Here is a 26244-nt window from a genome sequence, read left to right on the forward strand (position 1 = left end):
GGAAACGCCAACCCAGGAGATCGGCGGGAGACACGATGATCTTGCCGCTAAGCGGACAGGCGCGCTGCGGTCCTGGCGACCAGCTCGCCCTGGTGGCGCGCTCCTTCCAGTTCGTTGCTGCTCGGCTGGCGCTGGCCCTGGCCACCGGCGATGGTGCTGGCGCCGTAGGGGCTGCCGCCGCTGATCTCGTCCAGCGTCATCTGTCCGCCGAAGCTGTAGGGCAGGCCGACCACGACCATGCCGAAATGCAGCAGGTTGGTGATGATCGAGAACTGCGTCGTCTCCTGTCCGCCATGCTGGGTCGCGGTCGAGGTGAAGGCCGCGCCTACCTTGCCGTGCAGGGCGCCGCGCGCCCACAGCGAACCGGTCTGGTCGAGAAAAGCCGCCAGTTGCGCCGGCATGCGTCCGTAGCGGGTCGGCGCGCCGATCACGATCGCGTCGTAGTCAGGCAGTTCGTCGACCGTTGCGACAGGCGCCTGCTGGTCCAGCTTGAAGTGCGCGTTCCTGGCGACGTTCTCCGGGACCGTCTCGGGAACGCGCTTGATGTCGACGCTGGCGCCGCCGGCGCGCGCGCCTTCCGCGATCGCCTGCGCCATCTGCTCGATGTGACCGTAGCTCGAGTAATACAGAACCAGTACCTTCGCCATGCCCGCCTCCTGGAAATGCTGTTGAACACCATGGTTGCCATGCCCAGGCCGCCATGCACTTGTACAGGTGGCGATTGTAGGCAGGCCGACGGAGCCGGGCGAGTGAATGAGTGTGAAGCGGCGTGAATGCTTCCGAGCGTTCTAGTCAGCTGTCGTTCCGAAGCAGCGGCACCTCGAGGGTGACAGTCGTGCCTCCGGCGGCCCCACCCTGGATCTCCAGGCGTGCACCGATGTGGGCGGCACGCTCGCGCATGCCCACTATGCCCCAGTGGCCATCGCGCCGCCCGCTCTGCGCCACCTCGTCAGGCAATCCACGGCCGTCATCACTGACCGTCACGACCAGTGCGTGCCCGGAACAGGAGATCTCGACGAGGATGCGATGGGCCTGCGCATGCGTGAACGCGTTGCGGACTGCTTCGCAAGCGATCGCACCGGCTTCATCGCCGATCGACCGGGGAAGGCCGGAGGTCGTGCCCTTGCTGCGCAAGTCGAATTCCACTTTGGCGTGGAGCGGCAGCAGGCGGTCGGCACAATCGCGCACCGTCTCTTCCAGCGTCCGGGCCGCGTCCGTGCGCAGATCGTGGACCTGGTCGCGCCCTTCGTCCATGACACGCTGGGCCTCGCCCAGGATGCTGCGCAGCTCCTGGCGCGCTTCTTCGTGTTCGGGAAGCTTCCCCTCGAATTTCTTCAGGCGAAGCAGGAGCAGGTAGACCGTCTGCAGGAACGTGTCGTGCAGGGTACGTGCGATGCGCTCGCGCTCGGCCATCTTGATTTCGACGCGTTCGGTGATGCGGCGGGTCAGGTGACGAATGCGCAGGCGGTACAGCAGTCCGAGCAGCGCCACGAGTGCGATCGCCAGGGACAGCTTGAACGGAAGGCTCTGCACCCAGGTCGGCTCGATGGTGATGGGAACGACGGCGTCTTCCTGGCTCATCACGCCATCTTCGTTGAATGCGCGCACCCGGAACACATAGTTGCCTGGGGCGACGTTGGTATAGGAGGTGGTGCGCCGCGTTCCGGCATCGCGCCAGCCGCTGTCGACGCCATCCAGGCGAAATTCGAAACGCGTGCGCCCGGGCTGGCGCAAGGACGGCGCGGTGAAGCGGACCCGGAAGCTCTGCGAGCCCGGAGGCAGCTGCAGCCGCCTGACTGCCTCGTAGCGGGTCTCGTCCGTTGCGATTTCCAGGACCACTGGTCTGGGCGGCGCGGCGTTGCGGCGAAGGTCGGCACTGTCCAGGCCCACGATGCCCCGGGTCGCGATGAACCACATATGGCGGCCATCCGGGCTGAAGGCCGTGGGCCGCCGTCTCCCGATACTGGAACGGCCGGGGTAGCCGTCGGTCACCCCGAATAGTTCATAACGCAGCGGTTCTTCGGGTTGGGCGAGTGCCCGCTGCCAGTCCGCCGCGCGCACACGCACCACGCCGCTGACGCCGTTCAGCCAACGGTCGCCGTCGGCGGTCACGGCGATTCCGGACACGCCGCGCAGCGCATCCGCAGTGGCGCCATGCAGCAGCCGCAGCTTGCCGTTCTTGAGTACTCCCAGGCCGTCCGTGCCGCCAAGCACCAGTTGCTGATCGGGGAAGATGCCAGTGACGACACCGACACCTGAAGCATCGTAACGGGTCGACTTGCCGTCATCGAGGAAAAGCAGTTCGCCGTTGATCAGGGACACCCATAATTGTCCGGGGCCGGCCGCTTCCGAGATGTTGATTCCACTTGGCATACCAAGTTCCCTGGACGATCGCCATTTGCCGTCCGACCATGCGATCAAGCCTGTGTCCGATGCCGCCGTCCAGATCCTTTTTCCATCGTCGAGCATTCCCCACAATTCCCTGTCGACCGGTTTGCCGTCGCGCCCTGGGGGCAAGGGAATCGTTTCGACGATATCGCCGGCCACACGGGTAATGCTGCGTTTGTCCGCCTTCAGCAGGGTGCCGTTACGGTTTCCGGCAACAAGGTGCACCGGGGGGCCTGGTTCGAGCACCGGCACGCCGTCCTCGCCCAACCGCCATAGTTTGCCGCTGAGCGGTTCGGCGATCCACATCCGGCCCGCGCGATCCGCGCCGGCCGTGTAGAAGAAGTCGTCCAGTTCGAGTGCTGGTGACGGAACCAGGAAACGCTTGGGCCGGAACTGGTTCAGGCCGTTGTGGGCACGGATCCAGACATTGCCTTCGCGGTCTTCGAGGATGCTCACCGTTTCCTGCCCGGCGGCGCCTTCGGCGCTGGGCACGCGTTCGTTCGCGACTTCCCCTGTGCGTAGCGGCGTGCCCTGCCATACAGGCTGGTGGACCAGGCAAGCCGTCTCGGGGCAGGCCAACGACCACAGTGTTCCGTCAGCTGTGAACTGGCCAGCCCGACGTGACGTGACTGCCCCTGCCCGGGCAGGCCGTGCTTTGGTCTGGGACTCGGCGAGGCGGATGGAAAGCCCGCCGTCGATCCCGAGCAGCCAGACCTCGCCCGTTGGCCTTACTGCGAGTCCGCCACCGTGTTCGGATACCTTGGTGAAGCGGCCGCGCGCACGATCAAGGAGCCAGACGCCGGTAGGAGCGGCAGCCCATAAGCGATTGTCCTGATCAACGAGCATGCTATAGAAGGCAGCCTTGCTCCAATCGGGGCCAGTCTCCACCTTGGTCCAGCTGCCGTTCGCAAAACGACGAATGCCGTCACCGATCGTCCAAAGCGTATTGTCATGGTCGACGACCATCGAGACAGGAGGCGTGCGCAGGTGTTCCCTGGGCTGGGGAAGCGGCGTGAAGCTACCGTCGCGACGAACGACCGCGACCCCGGCGGGGAAGTAACTGACATAAAGGTCGCCATTGTCGGCAGCATACATTTCGACCACGCGCAGGTGGGCGTATTTGGCGCCGCCAGGCGGGGTGTAAGGCTCGAAGCTCACGCCGTCGAAGCGGAGCAGGCCATCGCCGCTCCCGATCCAGAGCCAGCCGTCCCTTGTCTGCGCCATGCCCGTGATGTCGGTCGGCGCTCCCTGTTGCTGTGTCCAGACGGTGCGCTGGTAGTCCTTCAGGCCACGCGCACTTGCCGGGCCAACCAGGAATGCGCTCGTTATCGCCAGGATGGGCAACAGGCGCAGCATAGTCGAAAGCGATAACATCGGCACACCGGATCGGAATGTAAATACTCGACATTATGTGGCAAGTTAATGTCGCCGTAAAACATCCGAAGGTGCCGATCGCATGCACCAGGTACGCGCGGTGATTGCCGGTCAATAGTCAGAGGAATCCAGAGAGACGATGCGTGAGCGCGTGATTCTCCGGTGGGACCGAACTTTATCGACGTCTGTACTGTGTGCCTGACCGGGTGACGCGCGTACAAGGGGCCCGGGATATGTGGAACTGGATCCCGGTATCTACCGCCTGCTCCCTCCGGGTTGACGTCACCCGCCAGCAGTCTTGCAGATGACCGCCGACGAAAGCGCAAAGGGGTTCGGCACGACCCTGCGGTCCAGCAGTGCGAGCAGCTCCGGCATCGGCATCGGCTTCGCGAACAGGTAACCCTGCATGCCGTCCACGCCACTGGAAGCGAGCAGCGCGGCCTGCTCGCTGGTCTCCACCCCTTCGGCAATCACGCGCAAGCCGAGATGCCCGGCCATCGCCAGGATCGACTGGACGATGGCGGTGGCGCCCGCGTCGCCGGGGGTGTCGCGGATGAAGCTCTTGTCGATCTTGAGCTCGTACAGCGGCAGGCGCTTGAGATAGCCGAGGTTCGAATAGCCGGTACCGAAGTCGTCGATCGACAGCCGGATGCCCAGCGCGGCCAGCTGGTGCATCCGGTCGATCGTCTCCTTGTCATCGACCAGCACGCCTTCGGTCACTTCCAGCACCAGCTGGCTTGCCGGTGCGCCGGTCTCGGCCAGGATCGCCTGCACCTGGTCGACGAAGTCCGGCTGGCGGAACTGCGACGGGCTGACGTTGACCGACAGCGGCAGCGGATGGCCGGCGCGGCCCAGGCGTACCACGCAATCGCAGGCCTGGCGCAAGGCCCACTGGCCCATCCGCAGGATCAGGCCGCATTCTTCGGCGACGGGAATGAACTGGTCGGGCGGCACCATGCTGCCGTCGGCGCGGCGCCAGCGCATCAGCATTTCCGCGCCTGCCGGCATGCCGTGGCGGTCGACCTGCAGCTGCAGGTGCATCGCCAGCTCGCCGCGATCGAGCGCGGCGGCCAGGTCGCGTTCGAGAGACAGGCGCTGTTCGACCTCGGCCTGCATGGCCGTCTCGAACACCGCCACCCGGTTGCGGCCGGCCAGCTTCGCGCGGTACATGGCGGTGTCGGCCTCGCGCAGCAGGTCGTCGGCGCCCTGTCCGGGACCGCGCAGGAAGGCCACGCCGATGCTGGCCGAGGCCATGTAGGACTGGCCGTCGATCTCGAACAGTGTGTCCATGGCGTTCCGGATGTTCTCGGCAGTGGCCAGGGCCCGGGCGTGGACGTTGGCGCTGCCGCGGCCGAGGTCCGCCAGCAGCACCACGAACTCGTCGCCGCCGATGCGGGCCACCATGTCGCCATCGCCGACGATGCTGGAGAGGCGCGCAGTCACGCTTTTGAGCAGGGCGTCGCCGGTCGCGTGGCCGCGCCCGTCGTTGATCTGCTTGAAGCGGTCCAGGTCGATGAACATGAGCGCGGCGCCGCGCCCGCCCTGGCGCGCCTGGCCGACCACTTCGTCGAGGCGCTGCATCAGGAGGCGGCGGTTGGGCAGGCCGGTGAGCACGTCGTAGAAGGCGAGGCGGTGCAGGTCGTCCAGCGATTTGGCCAGGCGCCTGAGCAGGAAGGCGCAGGAAAGCGTCAGGACCGCGCCCACGAACAGGAAGTTCAGGGCCACCGACAGCGCGGCGAACAGCTCGGTGGCGGGCATGCCCACGATCTTCTGGTCCACGTAACCTGTATAACACAGGAGGAACAGGGCAAGGCCGCTGCCGGCCAGGATCCACACCGCCGGCCAGGTGCCGAGCAGGATCGCGGCGAGCACCGGGGCCGCGAACAGGTAGATTTCGCTGATCGGGCCCACCACGACCATCAGCGCGACGCCGATCAAGAGGTTGATGGCGAGGAAGTTGAGTACCCGGACCGTGTAGGACAGGCGACGCCACCACCACAGCACGCCAATCCAGCCCAGCGCGGCGCTGTTAATTGCCGCGACATCCCACATACGCTGGTACAGCAGGATGCCGGTGGTCGGCAGCCAGAGCACCACGCCCAGCACGAGCACGATGGACAGCAGCGAAGCGAAGAGGCGGGCGCGCCAGTGCGCGATGGTGTCGAGCGTTTCCAGGATGTGCCTTTGTCGGTCGCGCCCGGGATACAGTCCCACAGAAGCGCCACGATGAATGGTGCGGCGCACCAATAGATAGACACTATACCACGCCTTACTTGCTCAAGGGCATTATTTGTTTCATTTTTGAAACCTGCAGCGGACCATGTGCTCCGATCAGGAAGCGCTTGCCTTCCCCTGTGCCATGTCGATGCCGATCTTGAGCGCCGCAGCGACGTTGCGCGCCGCCGCCTGCAGGTTCGGCGCGGCTTCCTTCAAGGCCTCGGCCAGCGTGCATGCTCTGGTGACGCTGGCGAAGGCGGCGTCGATGCCGTGGGCGTGCACCTGAGCCGTGTCCGGCGCCAGGCTGCCGCCGATGGCGATTACCGGAACGCCATGGCGGCGGGCGACGCGCGCCACCCCGATCGGGGTCTTGCCATGCACCGTCTGGCCGTCGATACGGCCTTCGCCGGTCACTACCAGGTCGGCTCCCGCCAGCGCCGCATCCAGGCCCACGGCCTCGGCCACGATCTCGCTGCCGGGGCGCAGGCGCCCGTTGAGGAACACTTTCATGGCCGCGGCAATGCCGCCGCCGGCGCCGGCGCCGGGCAGGTCGGCGACGTCCTGCCCAAGGCGACGGGCAATCACCGCGGCGTAGTGGCGCAGGTTGTCGTCGAGCTGGCGCACCATGTCGGGCGTTGCGCCTTTCTGCGGCCCGAACACGGCGGACGCGCCTTGCGGGCCCACCAGCGGATTGGTGACGTCGCAGGCGATGTCGAACACGCAGTCGGGCAGGCGCGGGTCGAGGCCCGCAAGGCCGATGTCGTGCAGGCGGCCGAGCTGGCCGCCGCCGGGGTCGAGCTCAGCGCCCCCTTCATCCAGCAGGCGCACGCCGAGCGCCTGCAGCATGCCGGCGCCGCCATCGTTGGTGGCGCTGCCGCCCACCCCGAGGACGAAACGGCGCGCCCCGGCGTCCAGCGCGGCCTTGATTAGCTCGCCGGTGCCGCGGCTGCTGGTGTACAAGGGATTGCGGAGCAGGGGGGGCAGCTGTTCTAGCCCGCTGGCCGCGGCCATTTCAATGACGGCGGTGGCGCCGTCTCCCATCAGGCCGTAGAAGGCCCGCACCGGTTCGCCCAATGGGCCGCTCACCTCGAGCTCGACCAGCCGTCCGGCGCTGGCGTCGATCAGTGCCTGCACCGTGCCTTCACCGCCATCCGCCATGGGAAGCTTCCGATAGCGGCCCTCCGGAAAGATTTCCCTGAAACCGGCCTCGATCGCATCTGCGACCGCAAGTGCCGACAGGCTCTCCTTGAAGGAGTCTGGTGCGATGACAATGTTCATGAAGCGTTCCTTTCCCGTATCGACGCGCTGCGCTAGCCAGCTGGCAGGCAGGCGCAGCGCCGGCATGATGCTCAACAGTATACAGAGAGCGATGTGCGCGCTGTTGGCCGCACTCTGGCTGCCGTCTGTGTGAGCAGTGTATGCGGCACAAATGAGCCTTCTGTCGAATTTGATGAAATTGCTGCGCACGATTGATAAATACTATCAACTTCTGCGTGAAGTTTAGGTATTCTCTTGGTCTTAATGTTTCCGTACGGAATCAAAGTTAAATTCCAGGCAAGGTGGTCCCTCGTACATCCTTGCTCGTCAATCACCCAAAGCACGCCATTTTCCTCTTCAACCAATGCGAACTCCAATCGACCTCGAATTCCCCCAGACGTCCGAATCACGGCATGACATGGCGCATGCTGCCCTCGATGCGATCCATCGCATCCAGGCCGTCGTCGAATTCGACCTCGCTGGCCACGTTCTGCACGCCAACCAGAATTTCCTGGACGTGATGGGGTACGAGCGGAGTGAAGTGGTAGGGCTGCACCACCGCATGTTCTGCCTGCCCGAATTTGCGGAATCTGAGGCATACCAGGCCTTGTGGCAAGGGCTGTCGAGCGGCCACCCGAGCAGCGGTGAATTCAGGCGTGTCGGAAAAAATGGCCGTCCGGTCTGGTTGCAAGCTTCGTACAACCCGGTCTTCGACATCGAAGGCAAACCGGTCAAGATCATCAAATTCGCCACCGACATCTCCGAGGCGACCTTGCGCAACGCCGAATTCGAGGGCCGCATGGTGGCCCTCGACCGCGCCCAGGCTGTTATCGAGTTCGATCTGGAAGGACGCATCCTGCACGCCAACCAGAACTTCCTCGACACGCTGGGCTACAGCCTCAGCGAAGTCGTCGGCCAGCATCATTCCCTGTTCTGCGACCCGACCTACGGGCGTTCGCACGAGTACCGGGCATTCTGGAAGCATCTCGCGAGCGGCGAATTCCACAGTGGCGAATTCAAGCGCATCGCCAAGGATGGTCATCCGGTCTGGATCCAGGCCACCTACAACCCGATCCTGAACGCGGAAGGCAAGCCCTACAAGGTCATCAAGTTCGCCACCGACGTCACGGGCGCGCGCGCCCGCAATGCCGACTTCGAAGGCAAGATGCAGGCAATCGACCGGGTCCAGGCGGTGATCGAGTTCGACCTGCAGGGCAGGGTGCTGCACGCCAACCAGAACTTCCTGAGCGTGATGGGTTACGCGCTGGACGAGGTGCGCGGACAGCATCACCGGATGTTCTGCGACCCCGCATTTGCGCGTTCGTCCGAATATCTCGCCTTCTGGGAGCGTCTCGGCCGCGGCGAATTCAATGCCGGCGAATACCGTCGCATCGACAAGTCGGGCAAGGAGGTATGGATCCTGGCCTCCTACAATCCCATCCTCGATGCCGAAGGCAAGCCGATCAAGATCGTCAAGTTCGCAACCGACATCACGCGCCAAAAAGCCGCGGATGTCGAGACCCGCGGCAAGCTCGATGCGATCGGCCGCTCGCAGGCCGTCATCGAATTCGACCTGCGCGGCAACGTGCTGTCGGTGAACGACAATTTCCTGCGCACGATGGGCTATGCGGAGGACGAAGTGCTCGGGCAGCACCACAGCATGTTCTGCGATGGCGATCACATCAAGAGTTCGGCCTACCGCCATTTCTGGGCAAACCTGGCCCAGGGGCAGTTCCAGTCGGGCCGCTTCCAGCGTCGGGGCAAGCACGATGCCGAGATCTGGATTCTCGCCACCTACAACCCGATCTTCGACGTCCACGGCAGGCCCTACAAGGTAGTGAAGTTCGCAATGGACATCACCGAGCAGGTACGCCGCGAGGAATCCATTACCGACAAGGTCAAGGCCATTTCGACGGTCCTCGCGGAACTGTCGCAGTCGATCGCTGTCATTGCCCAGGGTTCGCAACAGTCCGCAGGTATCGCAGTCCAGACCCAGTCGGAAGCGGCGGAAGGTAGCAAGCTGCTGGCGCGTTCGAAGCTGGCGATGGAGTCGATCGAGAAGGCGTCGGGCGACGTGCACGAGATCATCGAGACCATCGGCGACATCGCCGGTCAAACGCACCTGCTTGCCTTTAACGCCGCAATCGAGGCCGCCCGCGCCGGCGAACACGGCAAGGGATTCTCGGTCGTTGCCAATGAAGTGCGCAAGCTCGCCGAGAAGTCGGCCCAGGCGGCGCGCGAAATCTCCAAGCTGATCAACGAAACGGTCAGCCGGGTGGGAGAGGGCACCCGCCTGACCGTGGATGTGGAGGATGCCTTCGGCCGCATCGTCCAGTCGGTATCCCGCACCAGCGAATCGATCGGCCAGATCCACGCCTCGACCAGCGCCCAGGCCACCGCCACGCGCGACGTCTCGGCGCTGCTCACCGAACTGGAACGCATCGCGACGGAGCGCTGATCGTGGGGGCTTCCAGCATGGCCAGCGTCCGTCTGGCCGAGGCGCGGATCGGCATGGTCTCCTTAGGGGTACCGATCGAGCATGTCGTCCAGGCGATCGCACCGCCGGCAACCGTGCCCTTGCTGCCGCGGCGCCAGGGCGCCCTGTGGGGCGTGATCGAGCATCTCGGCTCGCCCGTCCCCGTCGTCGAGCTGGGGCGCTGGGTCGACGTCGGCGTACGCCCCGAGAGCGGGGACGATGCACGCATCCTGATCCTGCGCGAGGGTCCGCGCACGATCGGTCTGCGGGTCGATGCGGTCGGCGGCATGGTCGACGTCGCGGCGCATTCGGTGACACGCCTGCACCATGACGACGATCCGGACGAGGTGTTTCAATGCGTGGCGCCGGGCGCCGGCAAGGTGCTGAGCGTGCTGGAAGTGGGAAGGCTGGCGGACCTGGCGGCCGCGTGGACCGCTTGCCAGCCCGAGACGGGCGGACACGCCGCCTCCGGTTCCACTACGCCCGCCGACGCGCCGCCTTCCGGAGGCGCGGATGCGTATGCTGTGCTGCAGGTCGGCGCTGCGCGGCTCGCGCTGCCGTCCGGCAGCCTGGCCGAAGTGATCCCCATGCCGGCGCTCGCGAGCTTTGGCGTGGGCATCGAGGCGAAGTATTGCTGTTGGCGCGGTCGCCACCTGCCGGTACTGGCTACCGGCGTCCTGCAAGACATTGCGTTCGATGCGACGGCCGGCCTGCTGGCCGTGATCGAGCACGAGGGACTTGCCCTCGGCCTGCCGGTAGACGCGGCGCTCGAGCTGCGGAGCTTCGGCGGCCCGGGCCTGGCCATGCCGGACGGATGCACGGCAAAGGTCCTCGACGCGCAAGGGAACGCGGTCTATCTGCTCGATATCGCGACCCTGTTCGCCCGTGTTCCCGAAGCGACGCTCAGCATGCGCGCGGACGATGCCGCCGCGGCGGAGCCTTCGGCTGGCGGACGGGTCGCCGCCACCGAGGCCTACATCGTGTTCGAGGCCAGCGGCCACGCGGCGACGCCGATTTCGGCAGTCCAGCAGGTGCTCGATGCGCGTGCGGATACGGCGGCCAGCGCAAGTATCGAATGGAACGGCGGGGTGATATCGGTGATCGACCTGCGTGCCGGGGCGCAGGTGGAACAGCACGCCCACGGCGTCGTGCTGGTGGTGCAGGGGCCGCGGGGAGCGGTCGGCTTCCTGGTCACGCGTGTGCACACGATGGTGCCGGCCGCTGCCGGCAGCCTGTATCAGGCGGGGACGGTCGCGTTCATCCATACCGGCAATGGCAGCGAGCAGGCCAGCTACCGCATTGCGGATCTCGCGAGCCTGGCGGCCGCATAGCAGGCAAAACGAAATACTTGGCCTTATTTCAAGTATCATGTTTGCATGCCGACCCCATCCAAACCAATGTCTGCCGCCGTAAGGCGCCTCGCTTGCACCTCGCTGGCTTTGTTCGCGACCAATACATTCGCGGCGAGCTGCGGTGCCCCTCCTGCGGGCGAATTGAAGGCCGAGCGCGTCGCCTCGGTGACGCCCTCGCGCACCGAGCCGGGCTTGTACGAAGGCCCGGTGTGGGTCGGGGACGCCCTCTACTTTTCCGACTTCAGCTTCGCCAAGGGCTTCCCCTCGCGCGTGCGCAAGCTGGCGGCCGACGGCACGGTCAGCACGCTGATCGAGGACAGCGGCAGCAACGGCCTGGCCGTGGACGGCAGGGGAGAACTGGTGCTCGCCAGCCACAAGGACAAGGCGCTCGTGCGTCATGACCGGCATGGCAAGCGGGTCACGCTCGCCGGCAGCTTCAAGGGGAATGTCTTCAATTCGCCCAACGATATCGCCATCGCGCGCGACGGCGCCATCTACTTTACCGATCCGGACTGGCAAAAGGCGGCGGCGCCCGGCGGGCAGCCGGTGACCGGCATCTACCGGGTCGGCACGGATGGCGTCGTGACGCTGGTGGACGGTACGCGCCGCAATCCCAACGGGATCGCGCTGTCGCCCGCGGGAGATGTCCTGTACGTGAATGCCAGCGATGGCTTGCTGATGGCCTATCCAATCGTGAAAGGCGAGCCGCAGGCTGGCCGCGCGCTGGTGCGCGACCTGCAGGAAGCGGACGGCATGACGCTCGATTGCCACGGCAATCTGTACGTAACCGAGCATGGATCGAAGCGCGTACGCGTGTTTTCGCCGCAGGGCAGGCAGCTGGCGACCATCCGGGTCGACGCCAATATCACCAACGCGGCCTTCGGCGGCAAGGATGGCAAGACCCTGTACATGACCGGCGCCGGTGCACTCTGGCGCCTGCCGCTGGACGTGAGCGGCATGCCTTACTGAGCCTGGCGGGGACGCCAAAAAATTGTTTGACAAGAATTCGTTGTCGCCCTCATACTGTTTCTACAAATGTTAGCGCTAACAGACTGGCGTCCCTCGTTTCCATGGAACGCTATCGCGGCATAACAATGACAACGGAGACACTGTGACAGCAACTGTTTTGCCTTGGCGCGAAAAGCTGAGCTATGGCGTGGCCGACATGGGGTTCAACTTTTTCTGGACCAATGTCTCGACTTTCCTCCTCATCTTCTACACCGACACCTTTGGTTTGAGCGCCGCCGCGGCGGCGTCGATGATGTTCATCGTGAAGATCATCAATGCCTTCACCGATCCCATCATCGGCACGGCGGCCGACCGCACTACGACGCGCTGGGGCAAGTTCCGTCCTTATCTGCTGTGGGGAGCGCTGCCGCTGGCCGGCGCCGCCGTGCTGACCTACACCACCCCCGACCTGTCCGAGTCCGGCAAGCTGGTCTGGGCCTATGGCACCTACCTCCTGATGATGGTGTGCTACACCTGCATCAATATTCCCTACAACGCGCTCTCCGGGGTCATGTCGAGCGATCCCCAGGAGCGTTCGTCGGTCAACGGCCTGCGCTTCATCTTCGCGTTTGCGGGAAGCACCCTGGTCACCGCCGCCACCCCCTGGCTGGTGCGCACGCTCGGCGCCGGCGATGCGAAGCAGGGCTGGCAGTGGACGATGGTGGTCTGGGGCATCGCCGCCGCCTGCCTGTTCGTGGTCACCTTCTTCAACACGCGCGAGCGCATCGCACCGCCGCCCGGGCAAAAGAACGACTTCGTGCAGGACGTGCGCGACCTCACGCGCAACGGTCCCTGGGTCGTGCTGTTCTTCCTCGCGCTGATCATCATGGTCACCATCACCCTGCGCGGCACCACGGCGGCCTACTACTTCAAGTACTACGTCGGGCGGCCGGAGCTGATCGCCTCGTTCATTCCGGCCTACATGATCGCCGCCAGCGTGGGCGCCGCACTGACCCCGGTGATGACGCGCTTCGTCGACAAGAAGCGCCTGATGATCATCCTGATGAGCCTGACGACCCTGATCTCGTGCGCTTTTTTCTTCATCCCGCCCGACCAGGTGGCGCTGATGTACGTGCTGCAGGTGGCGATGGGCTTCGTGCTCGGTCCGAAGTCGCCGCTGGCCTTCTCGATGTATGCGGATACGGCCGACTACAACGAATGGCGCACCGGCCGGCGCGCGACCGGCATCACCTTCGCCGCGGCCACCTTCTCCCAAAAGCTGGGTACGGCGGTGGCGGTGGCCGTGATCGGATCGCTGTTCACGGCCCTCGGCTACGTGCCGAACGCCGCCCAGAGCGCCGGTTCGCAGGAAGGCATTGTCTGGCTGATGTCCTTCGTGCCGGCCGTGTTTTCCTTCCTGGCCGTGATCTGCATGCTGTTCTACGACCTCGATCAACACAAGCTGGCGCAGGTGCAAACCGAACTGCTGGCCCGCAAATCGGCACATGGTGCCTGACAATGGAGAAAATGAAGTGCTAGGTCCTACCGAAGGCGGCGAACGCTTCGACTTGTACAGCCCGACCGCCATGCCGAATGCCGCCGGCTTCCTGTGGAACCGGAAAATGATGATCCAGGCGACCTGCCGCGGTTATGCGGTCGCCCAGTTCATGCAGCCGGAGCCCGCGAAGTACGCGCATGCCCCCAACCTGCAGGCCAAGTCCTTCATGCAGCCGGAGCAGGCGTACTATGCCCACCATCCGGGACGCTTCGTCTACGTCAAGGACGAAGAGGCGGGGCAGCTGTTCTCGGTGCCGCACGAGCCGGTACGGGCCCAGGCCGAGCGCTTCGTGTTCTCGGTCGGGAAGTCCGACCTGCTGTGGAGTGTCGAGCACCTGGGCCTGCGCGTCGAGCTGCGCCTGAGCCTTTCCCGCGAGGACGTGGCCGAGCTGTGGTCATTGAAAGTCACGGAACTGAGCGGCCGGCCGCGCCGGATCAGCGTCACGCCCTATTTTCCGATCGGGTACATGTCGTGGATGAACCAGTCGGGCGAATACCGCGCCGACCTGGGCGGCATCGTCGCCAGCAGCGTTACTCCCTACCAGAAGGTCGAAGACTATTTCAAGAACCGGCACCTCAAGGACAAGACCTATTTCCTGTGCGAGCACGCGCCGGACAGCTGGGAAGCGAACCAGGCGGTCTTCGAGGGCGAGGGCGGCCTGCACGACCCGAGCGCATTGCAAGCGGAAAGCCTCGGCAATGGCGACGCGCGCTACGAGACACCGGCCGCCATCGTGCAGTACAAGCTGGCGCTGGCGCCGGGCGAAACGGTTGAACGGCGCTTCCTGTTCGGACCAGCGCTGGACGACGCCGAGATCGCGGCGATGCGCGCGCGCTACCTGTCGGCCGAGGCCTTCGCACGCACTGCCCGGGATTACCGCGCCTACATCGCGGAAGGGGAGGGCTGCCTGCGCATCAGCAGTCCGGACAAGGAATTCGACAACTTCGTCAACCACTGGCTGCCGCGCCAGATCTTCTATCACGGCGACGTCAACCGCCTGACCACCGACCCGCAGACCCGCAACTACCTGCAGGACAACATGGGCATGTGCTACGTGAAGCCCGAGACGGCGCGCGGCGCCTTCCTGACGGCGCTGGCGCAGCAGGAGCCGAGCGGCGCCATGCCGGACGGGATCCTGCTGGTCGAGGGGGCGGAGCTCAAGTACATCAACCAGGTGCCGCACACCGACCACTGCGTGTGGCTGCCGGTGGCGCTGCGCGCCTATCTCGATGAAACGGCCGACTGGTCGCTGCTGGACGAGCTCGTGCTTGACCACAGCGGGCAACGGGGCACTGTGGCCGCGCGCATCGGGCGCGCCATGGACTGGCTGCTGGAGGCGCGCGACGCGCGCGGCCTCTCCTTCATCGCGCAGGGCGACTGGTGCGACCCGATGAACATGGTGGGCTACAAGGGCCGCGGCGTGTCCGGCTGGCTGACCGTCGCCGCCGCCCATGCGCTCGGGCTGTGGGCAGGCATCTGCGCAGAACGCGGCGACGACGCGGCGGCGCGCCATTTCGAAGCGGGCGCCGCCGCCATGAACCGGGCCGCCAATGAGCACCTGTGGGACGGGCGCTGGTTTGCGCGCGGCATCACCGACGACGACGTCAAGTTCGGCGTCAAGGAAGACAAGGAAGGGCGGATCTACCTGAACCCGCAGGCCTGGGCGATCCTGTCGGGCGCCGCCGACGCCTCCCAGCGCGCGGCGATGTTCGAAGAGATCGAGGCCCAGCTGCATTCGCCGTATGGCGTCACCATGTTCGCGCCGCCGTACAGCAAGATGCGCGACGATGTCGGGCGCGTGACGCAGAAGCATCCGGGGTCGGCCGAGAACGGCGCCGTGTACAACCACGCGGCCATCTTCTACATCTTCAGCCTGTACACGATCGGGGAGGGCGAGCGCGCTTTCCAGGCGCTGCGCCAGATGCTCCCGGGCCCCGACATGGCCGACTATCTCCAGCGCGGCCAGCTGCCGGTCTTCATCCCGAATTACTACCGTGGCGCGCACCGCGAGTATCCGCGCACGGCGGGCCGCTCCAGCCAGCTGTTCAACACCGGCACCGTGTCCTGGGCCTACCGCTCCGTGATCGAGGGTCTGTGCGGCCTGAAGGGCGATGCCAAGGGCCTGGCCATTGCGCCCCATCTGCCGCGCGGCTGGGACGGCATGCAGGTCGAGCGCCAGTTCCGCGGCGCGCAATTCAGGGTATCGATCCGGCGCGCCGGCGTGGCGGAGGTCCAGGTCTGGCAGAACGGCCGCCAGCTGCCGCAGGCGCGGATTGATGCGGTGCGGGCGGGCGACACCTACGAGCTCGAGGTGCTGGTGCCGTGAGGCCGGCGGCCTAGGCGCTTTCGCGCGGCATCAGGGTAAAGCCCAGGTCGATGTGGCCGACCTGCGGCTGCCGTCCCTCGATCACGTTGCGCAGCAGGGTGGCGGCTTCGAAGCCGACCCGGTAGCGCGGGGTGCTGATCGTGGTCACCGAGGGAATCATCCAGGCCGAGGCCGGAAGGTCGTTGAAGCCGCAGATCGCCAGCTGCTCCGGGACCGCGATGCCGCGCCGCTGGCACTGGTAGATGGCGCCATGCGCCAGGTCGTCGTTGCAGCAGAAGATGGCGTCGCAATCCGGCACCTGGGCCAGCATCCGTCCCAGCAGTTCGGCGCCCAGGCCGATGCTCGACGCATCCGGCACCATCAATTCCAGGCGTTCGTCCGCCAGGCCCGCCTCGACCATGGCGCTGCGATAGCCCGCCGCGCGGGTCAGGGTACGCTCGTCGAGCTGGGCGCCAATGAAGCCGATCCGCTTGTGGCCCTTGTCGATCAGGTAGCGGGTCATCGTGCGGCCCGCTTCGTGCTGCGAGAATCCCACCGACAGCTGCTGGGGATCGGAGGCCAGGTCCATCATCGACACCACCGGCACGCCGGACGACGCCAGCAACTGTTCCACACGCGGACTGTGCGTCAGGCCCGACAACAGGATGCCCATCGGATTGGACTCCAGGTAGATCTTCAGCAGCTTCTCTTCTTCGGCGTCGGAGTAGCGCGTATTGCCGATCAGGAGCTGGTAGTTGGCCGCATCCACCACCTGCTGGATGCCGTCGATGACGGCGTTGAACACGAAGTTCGACAGCGAAGGCACCAGCACCACGATCACGTTGGAATGGCGCGAAGCGAGGGCGCGCGCCGCGCGATTCGGGACATAGCCCAGTGCGGCCACGGCCTGTTCCACACGCAGCCGGACTTCGTCGGACACGAGCTCCGGCTGGTTCAGTGCGCGCGAGGCCGTCATGGCCGAGACGCCCGCGTGCGCGGCGACCGCGGTCAGGGTAGTGCGGCCGCTTGCGCGGCTCTTGTTGGGGCTTTTTGTCATGGTGTGAGTAGGGTTCGGGTGCCGAGATTCTGCCACGGCCGCTTGTCGATTGTCTCAATGCTGCAAAGCAGCACCGATATATATTTACACGCCCTTGATTCTGTGTAGAATGAGTCATGTTAGCGCTAACTAGTCATTCCAGCAACGCACTTGCTGTAATGTCGCACGCGCTCGCGAGTAGAGAGATCGGTTCCCGATATTTTTTTGCCTTGGAATGTTAGCGCTAACTAATGGAAAGCGAGATGAAGCAAACGAGCAAGACAGGGCCCGCCATCCGCTGGGTGGTCATGGGGGTATGTGGATCCGGGAAGAGCACCATCGGTCAACAACTGGCCGACGCCTGCGGTGATGCCTATGTCGAGGGCGATGCCTTTCATCCGCAGGCGAACGTCGACAAGATGTCCGCCGGCCAGCCCCTGGACGACGATGACCGGCGCGACTGGCTGCGTGCGCTGCGCGAACAGATCGTCCGCGCGCGCGAACAGGGGAAGGGACTGGTCGTCTCGTGTTCGGCGCTCAAGCGCAGCTACCGCGACCTGCTGCGCGAAGGCGATCCGGCCTTGCGCTTCGTCCACCTGGATGGGCCGCGCGCGCTCATCGCCGAACGCCTGGCGGCGCGCCGCAACCATTACATGCCGCCCCATCTGCTCGACAGCCAGCTGGCTGCACTCGAGCCCCTGGATGGCGAAGAGGACGGACTGCGGCTGGACATCCGCCAGGCCCCGGTGCAGCTGGTGAACGCCATCCTGGCGAGCAGGGAGGATGCCGCGTAAGCGGACAAGGCACGGACAACCGGTTTCAACAACAGCAGCACTCGCCGGGCTTGACGGAGCCGGCATGGCATCACGGCACGCGCCCCGTCGCAAACCATCGCGTGACCGATAAAACATAACAGACTGGAGACAAGCCATGAATATTCCGCTTCGCAGAAATGTGATGTACTTCGCCGTTGCCAGCGCGTGCTGCTGGATTGCCTCGCCCGGATACGCCCAGGAGCAGGCCGACCCCGCAATCCCGGCTACCCAGCCCGACGGGGACAAGGCGCCTGGCCGGGTCGAAACGGTGACCGTGTCGGGCTCGCGGCTCCCGGCGCGCGGCTTCAGCCAGCCGACGCCGACCACCACGCTGTCCTCCGCCGACCTGGAAAAAAGCGCCAAGCCGAACGTCTTCAACACCCTGGTCGAGCTGCCGGCGCTGCAGGGCAGCACCGGCCGCACCACCGGCGCCTTCAGCACCAGCAGCGGGACGCAGGGTCTGTCCTCGCTGTCCCTGCGCGGCCTGACGCCGATCCGTACCCTGACCCTGCTCGACGGCCAGCGGGTGGTGGGCGCGAATGTCAGCGGCGTGACCGATGTCAGCCAGTTTCCCCAGCTCCTGATCAAGCGCGTGGACGTCGTCACCGGCGGCGCGTCCGCGTCCTATGGTTCGGACGCGGTCGGCGGGGTGGTCAACTTCATCACCGACAAGCACTTCCAGGGTTTCAAGGCGAACCTGGAAGGCGGCCAGACGACATACCGCGACGACGAGCACGGCACCGTGCAGACCGCCTTCGGCAAGGCCTTCATGAACGACCGCCTGCACCTGGTGGGCAGTGCCGAATACGGCCGCGAGAAGGGTGTGCCGAATCCCGGTTTCGGCGGCAAGGCGGCCAATGGCCGTGACTGGTACCGGAGCACCGTGATCACCAACCGCGGCTTCGGTCCCACCACGGACGGCGCGCCGCAGCTGAAGGTGATCGACAATGCGCAGCAGATCCAGTACGGCAAGTACGGCCTGATCACCGAAGGCCCGCTGCGCGGCACCGCCTTCGGCGAGAACGGCGCGCCGACCCAGTTCCAGTACGGGACCAACTGCGTCGGCTCGTTCTGCGAAGGCGGCGACCTGTCGGGCAACGTGGGCGCCGGCACATCGCTCGGCATGAACCTGTCGCGCAAGGTGCTGTATGGCCGCGCCGGCTTCCAGCTCGACGACAACAACGAGATCTACATGACGGCTACCTGGAGCGAGGTCGATGCGACGTTCTCGCCGAACCCGGGCGCGGCCAAGCAGGGCAACCTCACCATGCGCTGCGATAATCCCTACCTGCCGCAGTCGGTGCGCGACCGCTGCGCCCAGGCCGGCATCACCACCTTCCGCTATGGCACCGCGAACGCCAACTTCCCGGAATTCATCGACGTCAACCCGAACCGCAAGATGCAGCGCCTGGTGGCCGGCGCCGAAGGCAAGTTCACGCTGGGCGGCAAGGAATGGGGCTACAACGCCTACCTCACGCACGGCGAAAACGAAATCGAGATCAACGTCGAGAACATGACGCTGAACCGCCGCTACGACCAGGCGATCCAGGCGGTACGCGCGCCGGACGGCTCGATCCAGTGTGCCAATCCGGTGGCCGTGGCCAGCGGCTGCAAGCCGATCAACATCTTCGGCAATGTGCCGATAGACGCTGCCGCCTGGGCCTATATCGCCCCGGCCAACGGGCCGCGCCAGTATTCGAAACAGAAGCAGGACGTTGCCAGCTTCAACATCACGGGCGAGCCTTTCAGCTCCTGGGCCGGCCCGGTGGCAATGGCGGCCGGCGCCGAGTGGCGCAAGGAGCAGTACTACGTGACGGGCGACCCCTACGGCAATGGCGTGTTCGCCGACAGCCCGAACACGCCGGCCTATCCGGCCGACCCGATCCTGAGCCAGCCGGAAGGCAACCACTGGTACGCCGGTAACTATCACAACGGACGTGGCTCCTATACCGTCCGCGAAGCCTACCTGGAAGCCAACATCCCGGTGCTCAAGTCGGCCGGGCTCGGCGAGGTGAACCTGAACCTGGCCGGCCGCAAGACCGACTACAGCACCTCGGGCGGCGTCAAGGCCTGGAAGGTCGGCGCCACCTGGAACACCGGCTTCGACGGCTGGCGTGTGCGCGCCGTGACTTCGCAGGACGTGCGCGCCCCGAACCTGTCGGAACTGTTTGCCGCGCCGGTCGTGGTCAACGCCGCCGTCACCTACAACGGCCAGTCGGTCCAGATCCAGCAGCGCACCATCGGCAATACCAACCTGCGTCCGGAAATCGCACGCAATACGGTGCTGGGCCTGGTGCTGGCCCAGCCATCCTGGCTGCCCGGCTTCTCGGCTTCGCTCGACTACTTCGACGTCAAGGTCGAGGACGTGATTTCGAGCCTGCCGAACCAGACCCTGGTCGACCTGTGCGTGGCCGGCAACCAGGAGATCTGCGCCACCCAGCAGCTGACCGGCCCCGCCGGCAGCAACTTCGTGACCGCCCAGGCGTTCAACCTGGCTTCGCTGCGCAGCAAGGGCTACGACCTGGAACTGGCCTACCGCACCCAGCCGAATCCGCTGGGGATCCCGGGCCGCCTGACCTTCCGCGCCCTGGCCACCCACATGAAGAGCTTCGAGACCCGTTCGGGCATCCCCAACACGATCCCGAGCGAAGGCGCGGGCGTCAACCTGGGCAACACCCCGGACTGGAAAGTGATGGCCTCGCAATCCTGGGACTGGAACAAGTGGAGCGTGAACCTGACCGAACGCTGGATCAGCGATGGGGTGTACAGCCACGAGTTCATCGAATGCCAGACCGGCTGCCCGGTATCGACGCCGAACAACCGCACCATCTTCAACAACCAGATGAAGGGTGCGTTCTACGTCGACATCGGCGCGTCGTACAAGCTGACCAACCAGGTCACCCTGTACGCCAAGATCGACAACGCGGGCAACCGCGACCCGGTCGCCGCGCCGCAGGAAAACCCGAGCTACGCGCTCAATCCCGCACTGTATGACGTGCTGGGACGCATCTACCGCGTCGGCCTGCGCTACCAGTTCTAAGGCAGCCATGCCCGCCAGCGGGCACGGTCGGGATGGGTGTTCGGGCGCGAGGTTCACATGAGTTTCTCTGGTGTTTCGACGGCGTCTTTCGGTGTGGGTCCAGTTGCCTGGTCCATGCTGGCCGTCTTTTTTTCCGTCTTTGTGCTGACCGTCAGCATCGCCTGGGGCAAGGTCCAGCCCCTGATCGCCTTCGTGCTGGTCTCGATGCTGGCCGCGCTGCTGCTCGGCATGCCGTTAGAGGCGATACCGAAGGCGATCGAGAAGGGCATCGGCGACCTGCTGGGCTCACTGACCGTGATCATCTGCGTCGGCGCCGTGTTCGGCAAGCTGATCGCCGACAGCGGCGCGGCCCAGCGCATCGCCGGCTTCCTGATTTCGCTGTTCGGCCAGCGCCGCATGCCGCTGGCCCTGATGATCACCGGCTTCGTGGCCGGCATCCCGCTGTACTACAACGTCGGCTTCGTCCTGCTGGTGCCCCTGGTGTTTTCGCTGGTGTACCAGACCGGCCGGCCCGCGGTGGCGCTGGCGATTCCGCTGGTTTGCGGTCTCTCAATCGCACATGGCTTCCTGCCGCCGCATCCATCGCCGACGGCGCTGGCCGGGCAGTTCGGGGCCGACATCGGGCGCACCCTGCTGCTGGGGATCGTGGTGGGGATCCCGACCCTGCTCATCGCCGGGCCGCTGTTCGCCATGAGCCTGAAGAACATCAAGGGTGTTAGTTCGGCGCTGTTCAAGGCGGAACTGAAGCCTGAAGCCGAACTGCCGGGCGCCTTCAACAGCTTCGCCACGGCCCTGCTGCCGGTCTGGCTGCTGGGCGGCTTCACGGTGCTGATCCTCCATCCGAGCGACAGCGCCGCCGTCAACCGGGTGGTTGCCTTCTTCGCCAACCCCTTGATCATCATGCTGGTGGCACTGGGGGCGGCGGTGGTCACGCTGGGCCTGGCGCGCGGTCGCAGCCTGTCGTCGATCATGGGCGGGGCGGGCGACGCGCTGCGCGATGTAGCGCCGATCCTCCTGGTGATCGCGGGTGCCGGCGCGCTCAAGCAAGTGCTGGTGGAGACCGGCGTCAGCGCGGAACTGGGCCGCTCGCTGGCCAGCCTGCCGGTTCCGCCCCTGGTGCTGGGCTGGCTGATCGCCCTGGTGCTGCGCGTCTGCCTCGGCTCCGCCACCGTGGCCGGGCTGACCGCCGCCGGCATCGTGGCGCCGCTGGTGAACGGCACCGGGCTTGATCCCAGCCTGATGGTGCTGGCCGTCGGTGCGGGCAGCCTGATGTGCAGCCACGTCAACGATTCCGGCTTCTGGATGTTCAAGGAATACATGGGCCTGTCGCTGCGGGACACCTTCCGTTCCTGGACGCTGATGGAAACCCTGGTCGGCCTGTTCGGCCTCTTGTTCGTCATGCTCCTTTCGATCTTCGTTTAACCGCTCGAGGACACATCATGAAACTACGATTGACGCCGGCGCTGCTGGCGGTGGGATTCCTTTGCCCGGCGCTCGCCGCAGCTGCTGCGGCGGCGCCGGCATCCGTGTCGGCCTACCAGAGCATGCCGGACGATCCGCGCGCCATCCAGGTCCGGGCACCAGGCGACGGCAGGACCGACGCGACGGCCGTCATCCAGGCAGCCATCGACGCGGCCGCGAACAAGGGCAGCGGGGGCGTGGTGTTCCTGCCCTCGGGCCGCTACCGCATCACCCGCTCAATCCTGATTCCGCTGGCGGTGCGCGTGTATGGCGTGGGGCCGACCCGGCCGGTGCTGGTGCTGGCCAGGGATACGCCGGGCTTCCAGAAAGGGGTGGGCACGATGGTGGTGTTCATGGGCGGCGACCAGTACAACACCGGCAAGGTGCCGGTACCGGTGGCCAGTGCCGTGCCCTACAGCGAGAAGGTGCGCGACGCCAATTCGTCGACCTTCTATTCGGCGCTGTCGAATGTCGACTTCGAGATCGGCGAGGGCAACCCGGGCGCCGCCGCCGTGCGCCAGCGCACCGCCCAGCACTCGAACCTGTCGCACATCGACTTTCGCATCGGCTCCGGCTTCGCCGGCATCTACAATGTCGGCAACGTCGGCTACAACCTGAAGTTCTACGGCGGCCGTTACGGGATCGTGTCCGAAAAGACCTCGCCGGCCTGGCAATACACGCTGATGGACGCCACCTTCGACGGCCAGCGCGATGCGGCTATCCGCGAACACGAGGCCGGTCTCACGCTGGCGAACACCACCATCCGCAACACCCCGGTCGGGGTCGAGATCGACCGCGGCTACGGCGACTGGCTGTGGGGTTCGGATGTGCGCTTCGAGAACGTGTCCAAGGCCGCGCTGGTCATCAGCAACGAAGACAATGTCTACACCCAGGTCGGCTTCCAGAACGCGATCGCGCGCAATGTGCCGACCTTCGCGCGCTTCCGCGACAGCGGCAGGACCATCGCGGGCGTCGGTGCGAGCTACCGGGTGAGCGAATTCAACTACGGCCTGATGCTGCCCGGTCTTTCCAGCATCGGCAAGTTCGGGACCAAGATGCAGGCAACGCCTCTGGACAGGCTGCCGGAATCGGGCTTGACGGTCATGCGTGCGCTGCCGCCAACCAAGGAATGGGCCAATGTGCGCAGCTTCGGCGCCAGGGGCGACGGCCGCACCGACGACACGGCGGCGCTGCAGAAGGCGATCGACAGTCGGCGTGTGGTCTACCTGCCGCTCGGCTTCTACATCATCAACGACACCATCCGGATGAAGCCCGACACCGTGATCGTCGGCCTGCACCCGGGCCTGACCCAGCTGGTGCTGCCCAACGGTTCGCCAAAGTACGCCGGCGTCGACACGCCGAGGGCAATGCTGGAAAGCGCGCAGGGTGGCGACGCCATCGTGTCCGGCATCGGCCTGGCCAGCGGCGAAGTCAATCCACGCGCGGTGGCACTGCTGTGGAAGGCCGGTGCGAACTCGCTGGTCGACGACGTGCGCATCCAGGGCGGCCATGGCACCGTGCTGTACGACGGCAGCCGCAAGGATCCGTACCAGAAGTCGCCTGACTTCGACCCCACCGCGCACTGGGATCGCCAGTATCCGAGCGTGTGGGTCACCGACGGCGGCGGCGGTACTTTTGTGGGCGTCTGGTCGCCCAGCACCTTCGCCCAGGCCGGCTTCTATGTCAGTAACACCAAGACGCCGGGCAAGGTCTACGAGCTCTCGGCCGAGCACCACATCCGCGCCGAGATCGTGCTCGACAAGGTGGAAAACTGGGAATTTCTGGCGCCCCAGACCGAGCAGGAGGTACGCGACGGCATGGACGCGATCTCGCTCGAAGTGCGCAATTCGCGCAACATCCTGTTCGCGAACTACCACGGCTACCGCGTGACGCGCTCGATCAAGCCGGCCGTCACCGCGGTCAAGCTGCACAATTCGAGCAATATCCGCTTCCGCAACGTGCACGTGAACGGCGAGAGCGGCTTCGCCGGCTGCGACGAGAAGGGCTGCGGCACCTTCCTGCGCGCCAGCAAATTCCCGTTCGAGAACGCGATCGAGGACGTCACCAACGGCGCCTTCGTGCGCGAACGCGAGTTCGCGGTGCTGGACATCGGCGCCAAGCCCGTCATCGGCGCCCCCAGCCCGCTGCAGGCGCGCAAACTCGCGGATGGCTTCTTCTCGATCGCCGGCGCTGTCGCCGACTCCAAGGGCAAGCTGTATTTCGTCGAGCGCAAGTTCAACCGCATCTACAGCTGGACCGAGGGACGCGGGCTCGAGGTGGTGCGCGATGCGCCGCTTGATCCGGTCAACCTGGCGATCGACGCCAGCGGTGCGCTGTTCGTGCAGTCCTCGTTCGGGCCGGAGACCACCGTCTATTCGTTCCGGCCCGAGGCGCCGCATGAACAGCTGACGGTGGTCAAGCCGACGCCGGCGCAGGCGCGCCCCAATGCCCGCACCGTGCTGCCGGTGAACTGGTGGGTGAACGGCGAGTTCCGCGACCAGCTCAATCCCGACACCTACGAGTTCAACACCCTGGCCGAGCTGTTCGTCCGCGAGCTCGGGCAGCCGAAGACCCACGAATACGTGTCGCCGGACGGCAGCCTGGTCATGCCGGCGTTCCGCATCTGGCGCCAGGGACCGCCAGACCACCTGGGCTGGCGCTGGACCGATACGGTGCAGACCCACGGTTTTGTCACCGGCAAGCCGGGCGAGCGCGTGGTCTTCACCAACGGGTCGGAAAACCGCACATTCAGCGGCGTGGTGGGGCAGGGCGGCACCATCAGGGACCTGAAGCTGCTGGCCAACCGGGGCGGCGAAAGCGCGGCGCTGGGGCGCGACGGCAATACCTACGTGGCGAACGGCCAGGTGTTCGTCTACGCGCCGGACGGCAGGGAAGTGGCTCGCATCGACGTGCCCGAGCGTCCGCTGCAGCTGGTGTTCGGCGGCGCGGATGGCCGCACCCTGTTCATCCTGGCGCACCGCGCGCTGTATGCGGTTCAGCGCTAGCGGCCAGGTTCAGGACACGCTGGGCACCAGGTTCTTGCCACCGGACACTTCGGGCTGAACATACGCTCGACGAGCTCAGCGTTTCGCCGAGGCGGCGGGTTCGACAGGGACCAGGCGTATATCCGTCGCCAAATGCTGTTTCAGCAAATATGAATTGCGAGACGGGCGGATTGTTCGCCAAGCTCATGGAACCTACCATTTCTCCTGTCGAGTTTCTTTCGATACCCACATTGTCCTAAGGAGAAAAACATGAGTACGTCCCAAAAAGTAGCCATCGTTACCGGCGCATCCCAAGGCATCGGTGCCGCAATCGTCCAGGCATATCGCAGGCTCGGCTTTCGCGTGCTTGCCACCTCGCGCAGCATCAAGCCTTCCGACGACGCGGACATCGCGACCGTGGCCGGCGACATTGGCGAGCGCGACACTGCGCAGCGCGTCGTCGCCGAGGCGCTGGCGCGCTTCGGCCGCATTGACACCCTGGTCAACAATGCCGGTATCTTCATCGGCAAGCCATTCACCGAATACACGGTCGAGGACTACGACGCCAAGATGAACGTGAACATGGCGGGCTTCTTCCACATCACGCAGCTGGCGCTGAAAGAAATCGAGAAGCAGGGCGCTGGCCACGTGGTCACGGTCAGCGGCAGTATCGATAATGGCGTCAAGGGCTCGTACACGGCGCTGGCGGCGTTGTCCAAGGGCGGCCTGAATGCCGCCACCCGGGCCCTGGCAATCGAGTACGCGGAAAAGCGCATCCGCTTCAATGCTGTCGCGCCTGGCGTGACCAGGACGCCGATGCATGCGCAAGAACGTCACGCATTCCTGGGCAGCTTCCACCCGCTGGGCCGGATCGGCGAGCCGGACGAAGTGGCCGACGCCATCACCTTCCTGGAGAACGCGGGCTTCGTGACAGGAGAAGTTATTCATGTCGACGGCGGCCAGCACGCTGGCCGCTGAACCGGCCGGCAGCGCCGGTTTCTTTGGACGTCATAAAATGATATCCTCGCGGAAA

General features: G+C 65.5%; 15 protein-coding genes. 10 read left to right on the top strand and 5 right to left on the bottom strand.

Annotated elements, in window-relative coordinates; genetic code table 11:
• Positions 1-47: 47 nt before the first annotated feature.
• The 4 genes from wrbA to LK542_RS18365 form a co-directional block, all read right to left on the bottom strand.
• The gene (wrbA, locus tag LK542_RS18350; protein ID WP_227813036.1) at positions 48-647 is read right to left on the bottom strand and encodes an NAD(P)H:quinone oxidoreductase; all 600 of its coding nucleotides are present in this window, start codon (positions 645-647) and stop codon (positions 48-50) included.
• A 145-nt stretch (positions 648-792) separates the two neighbouring features.
• Positions 793-3744 (bottom strand): sensor histidine kinase, encoded by a 2952-nt coding sequence (locus tag LK542_RS18355; RefSeq protein ID WP_227813037.1) that lies wholly within the window; start codon positions 3742-3744, stop codon positions 793-795.
• Between the two features lie 300 nt (positions 3745-4044).
• The gene (locus LK542_RS18360; RefSeq protein WP_227813038.1) at positions 4045-5976 is read right to left on the bottom strand and encodes an EAL domain-containing protein; all 1932 of its coding nucleotides are present in this window, start codon (positions 5974-5976) and stop codon (positions 4045-4047) included.
• A 117-nt stretch (positions 5977-6093) separates the two neighbouring features.
• The gene (locus LK542_RS18365) at positions 6094-7257 is read right to left on the bottom strand and encodes a glycerate kinase (protein ID WP_227813039.1); all 1164 of its coding nucleotides are present in this window, start codon (positions 7255-7257) and stop codon (positions 6094-6096) included.
• A 397-nt stretch (positions 7258-7654) separates the two neighbouring features.
• Here LK542_RS18365 and LK542_RS18370 point away from each other — a divergent pair, with 397 nt between their 5' ends.
• From LK542_RS18370 to LK542_RS18390, 5 genes are all read left to right on the top strand, one after another.
• On the top strand, positions 7655-9694 hold the full coding sequence (locus LK542_RS18370; protein ID WP_227813040.1) for a PAS domain-containing methyl-accepting chemotaxis protein: 2040 nt from the start codon (positions 7655-7657) through the stop codon (positions 9692-9694).
• Between the two features lie 17 nt (positions 9695-9711).
• Entirely contained in the window at positions 9712-11043 is a 1332-nt protein-coding gene (locus tag LK542_RS18375; RefSeq protein ID WP_227813041.1) for a chemotaxis protein CheW, read from the top strand.
• A gap of 162 nt (positions 11044-11205) precedes the next feature.
• A complete protein-coding gene (locus LK542_RS18380) occupies positions 11206-12033 on the top strand; it encodes an SMP-30/gluconolactonase/LRE family protein (RefSeq protein ID WP_227813042.1) in 828 nt (275 codons plus the stop codon).
• A 142-nt stretch (positions 12034-12175) separates the two neighbouring features.
• A complete protein-coding gene (locus tag LK542_RS18385; protein WP_227813043.1) occupies positions 12176-13528 on the top strand; it encodes a glycoside-pentoside-hexuronide (GPH):cation symporter in 1353 nt (450 codons plus the stop codon).
• A gap of 16 nt (positions 13529-13544) precedes the next feature.
• The gene (locus LK542_RS18390; protein ID WP_227813044.1) at positions 13545-15896 is read left to right on the top strand and encodes a GH36-type glycosyl hydrolase domain-containing protein; all 2352 of its coding nucleotides are present in this window, start codon (positions 13545-13547) and stop codon (positions 15894-15896) included.
• 10 nt (positions 15897-15906) lie between these two features.
• On the opposite strand, the gene LK542_RS18395 is transcribed toward LK542_RS18390, so the two are convergent.
• A complete protein-coding gene (locus LK542_RS18395) occupies positions 15907-16932 on the bottom strand; it encodes a LacI family DNA-binding transcriptional regulator (protein ID WP_227813045.1) in 1026 nt (341 codons plus the stop codon).
• Between the two features lie 242 nt (positions 16933-17174).
• On the opposite strand from LK542_RS18395, the gene LK542_RS18400 reads away from it, so the two are divergent.
• The 5 genes from LK542_RS18400 to LK542_RS18420 all read left to right on the top strand — a co-directional run bounded on the left by LK542_RS18400 (position 17175) and on the right by LK542_RS18420 (position 26189).
• Positions 17175-17705, top strand: a complete 531-nt coding sequence (locus tag LK542_RS18400) for a gluconokinase (protein ID WP_227813046.1) — start codon at positions 17175-17177, stop codon at positions 17703-17705.
• Between the two features lie 136 nt (positions 17706-17841).
• A complete protein-coding gene (locus LK542_RS18405) occupies positions 17842-20766 on the top strand; it encodes a TonB-dependent siderophore receptor (RefSeq protein WP_227813047.1) in 2925 nt (974 codons plus the stop codon).
• A gap of 114 nt (positions 20767-20880) precedes the next feature.
• A complete protein-coding gene (locus tag LK542_RS18410) occupies positions 20881-22188 on the top strand; it encodes a GntP family permease (RefSeq protein WP_227813048.1) in 1308 nt (435 codons plus the stop codon).
• A gap of 17 nt (positions 22189-22205) precedes the next feature.
• Positions 22206-25232, top strand: a complete 3027-nt coding sequence (locus LK542_RS18415; protein ID WP_227813049.1) for a glycosyl hydrolase family 28-related protein — start codon at positions 22206-22208, stop codon at positions 25230-25232.
• Between the two features lie 249 nt (positions 25233-25481).
• The gene (locus LK542_RS18420) at positions 25482-26189 is read left to right on the top strand and encodes an SDR family NAD(P)-dependent oxidoreductase (RefSeq protein ID WP_227813050.1); all 708 of its coding nucleotides are present in this window, start codon (positions 25482-25484) and stop codon (positions 26187-26189) included.
• Positions 26190-26244: the final 55 nt, after the last annotated feature.

The organism is Massilia sp. IC2-477, assembly GCF_020707265.1.
Lineage (GTDB): Bacteria > Pseudomonadota > Gammaproteobacteria > Burkholderiales > Burkholderiaceae_D > Telluria.

Excerpts from the sequence above, each read along its gene's own strand:
- wrbA (WP_227813036.1), bottom strand. The coding sequence starts at position 647 with ATGGCGAAGGTACTGGTTCTGTATTACTCGAGCTACGGTCACATCGAG.
- LK542_RS18355 (WP_227813037.1), bottom strand. The coding sequence starts at position 3,744 with ATGCTGCGCCTGTTGCCCATCCTGGCGATAACGAGCGCATTCCTGGTT.
- LK542_RS18365 (WP_227813039.1), bottom strand. The coding sequence starts at position 7,257 with ATGAACATTGTCATCGCACCAGACTCCTTCAAGGAGAGCCTGTCGGCA.
- LK542_RS18370 (WP_227813040.1), top strand. The coding sequence starts at position 7,655 with ATGGCGCATGCTGCCCTCGATGCGATCCATCGCATCCAGGCCGTCGTC.
- LK542_RS18375 (WP_227813041.1), top strand. The coding sequence starts at position 9,712 with ATGGCCAGCGTCCGTCTGGCCGAGGCGCGGATCGGCATGGTCTCCTTA.
- LK542_RS18395 (WP_227813045.1), bottom strand. The coding sequence starts at position 16,932 with ATGACAAAAAGCCCCAACAAGAGCCGCGCAAGCGGCCGCACTACCCTG.
- LK542_RS18400 (WP_227813046.1), top strand. The coding sequence starts at position 17,175 with ATGAAGCAAACGAGCAAGACAGGGCCCGCCATCCGCTGGGTGGTCATG.
- LK542_RS18405 (WP_227813047.1), top strand. The coding sequence starts at position 17,842 with ATGAATATTCCGCTTCGCAGAAATGTGATGTACTTCGCCGTTGCCAGC.
- LK542_RS18410 (WP_227813048.1), top strand. The coding sequence starts at position 20,881 with ATGCTGGCCGTCTTTTTTTCCGTCTTTGTGCTGACCGTCAGCATCGCC.
- LK542_RS18415 (WP_227813049.1), top strand. The coding sequence starts at position 22,206 with ATGAAACTACGATTGACGCCGGCGCTGCTGGCGGTGGGATTCCTTTGC.
- LK542_RS18420 (WP_227813050.1), top strand. The coding sequence starts at position 25,482 with ATGAGTACGTCCCAAAAAGTAGCCATCGTTACCGGCGCATCCCAAGGC.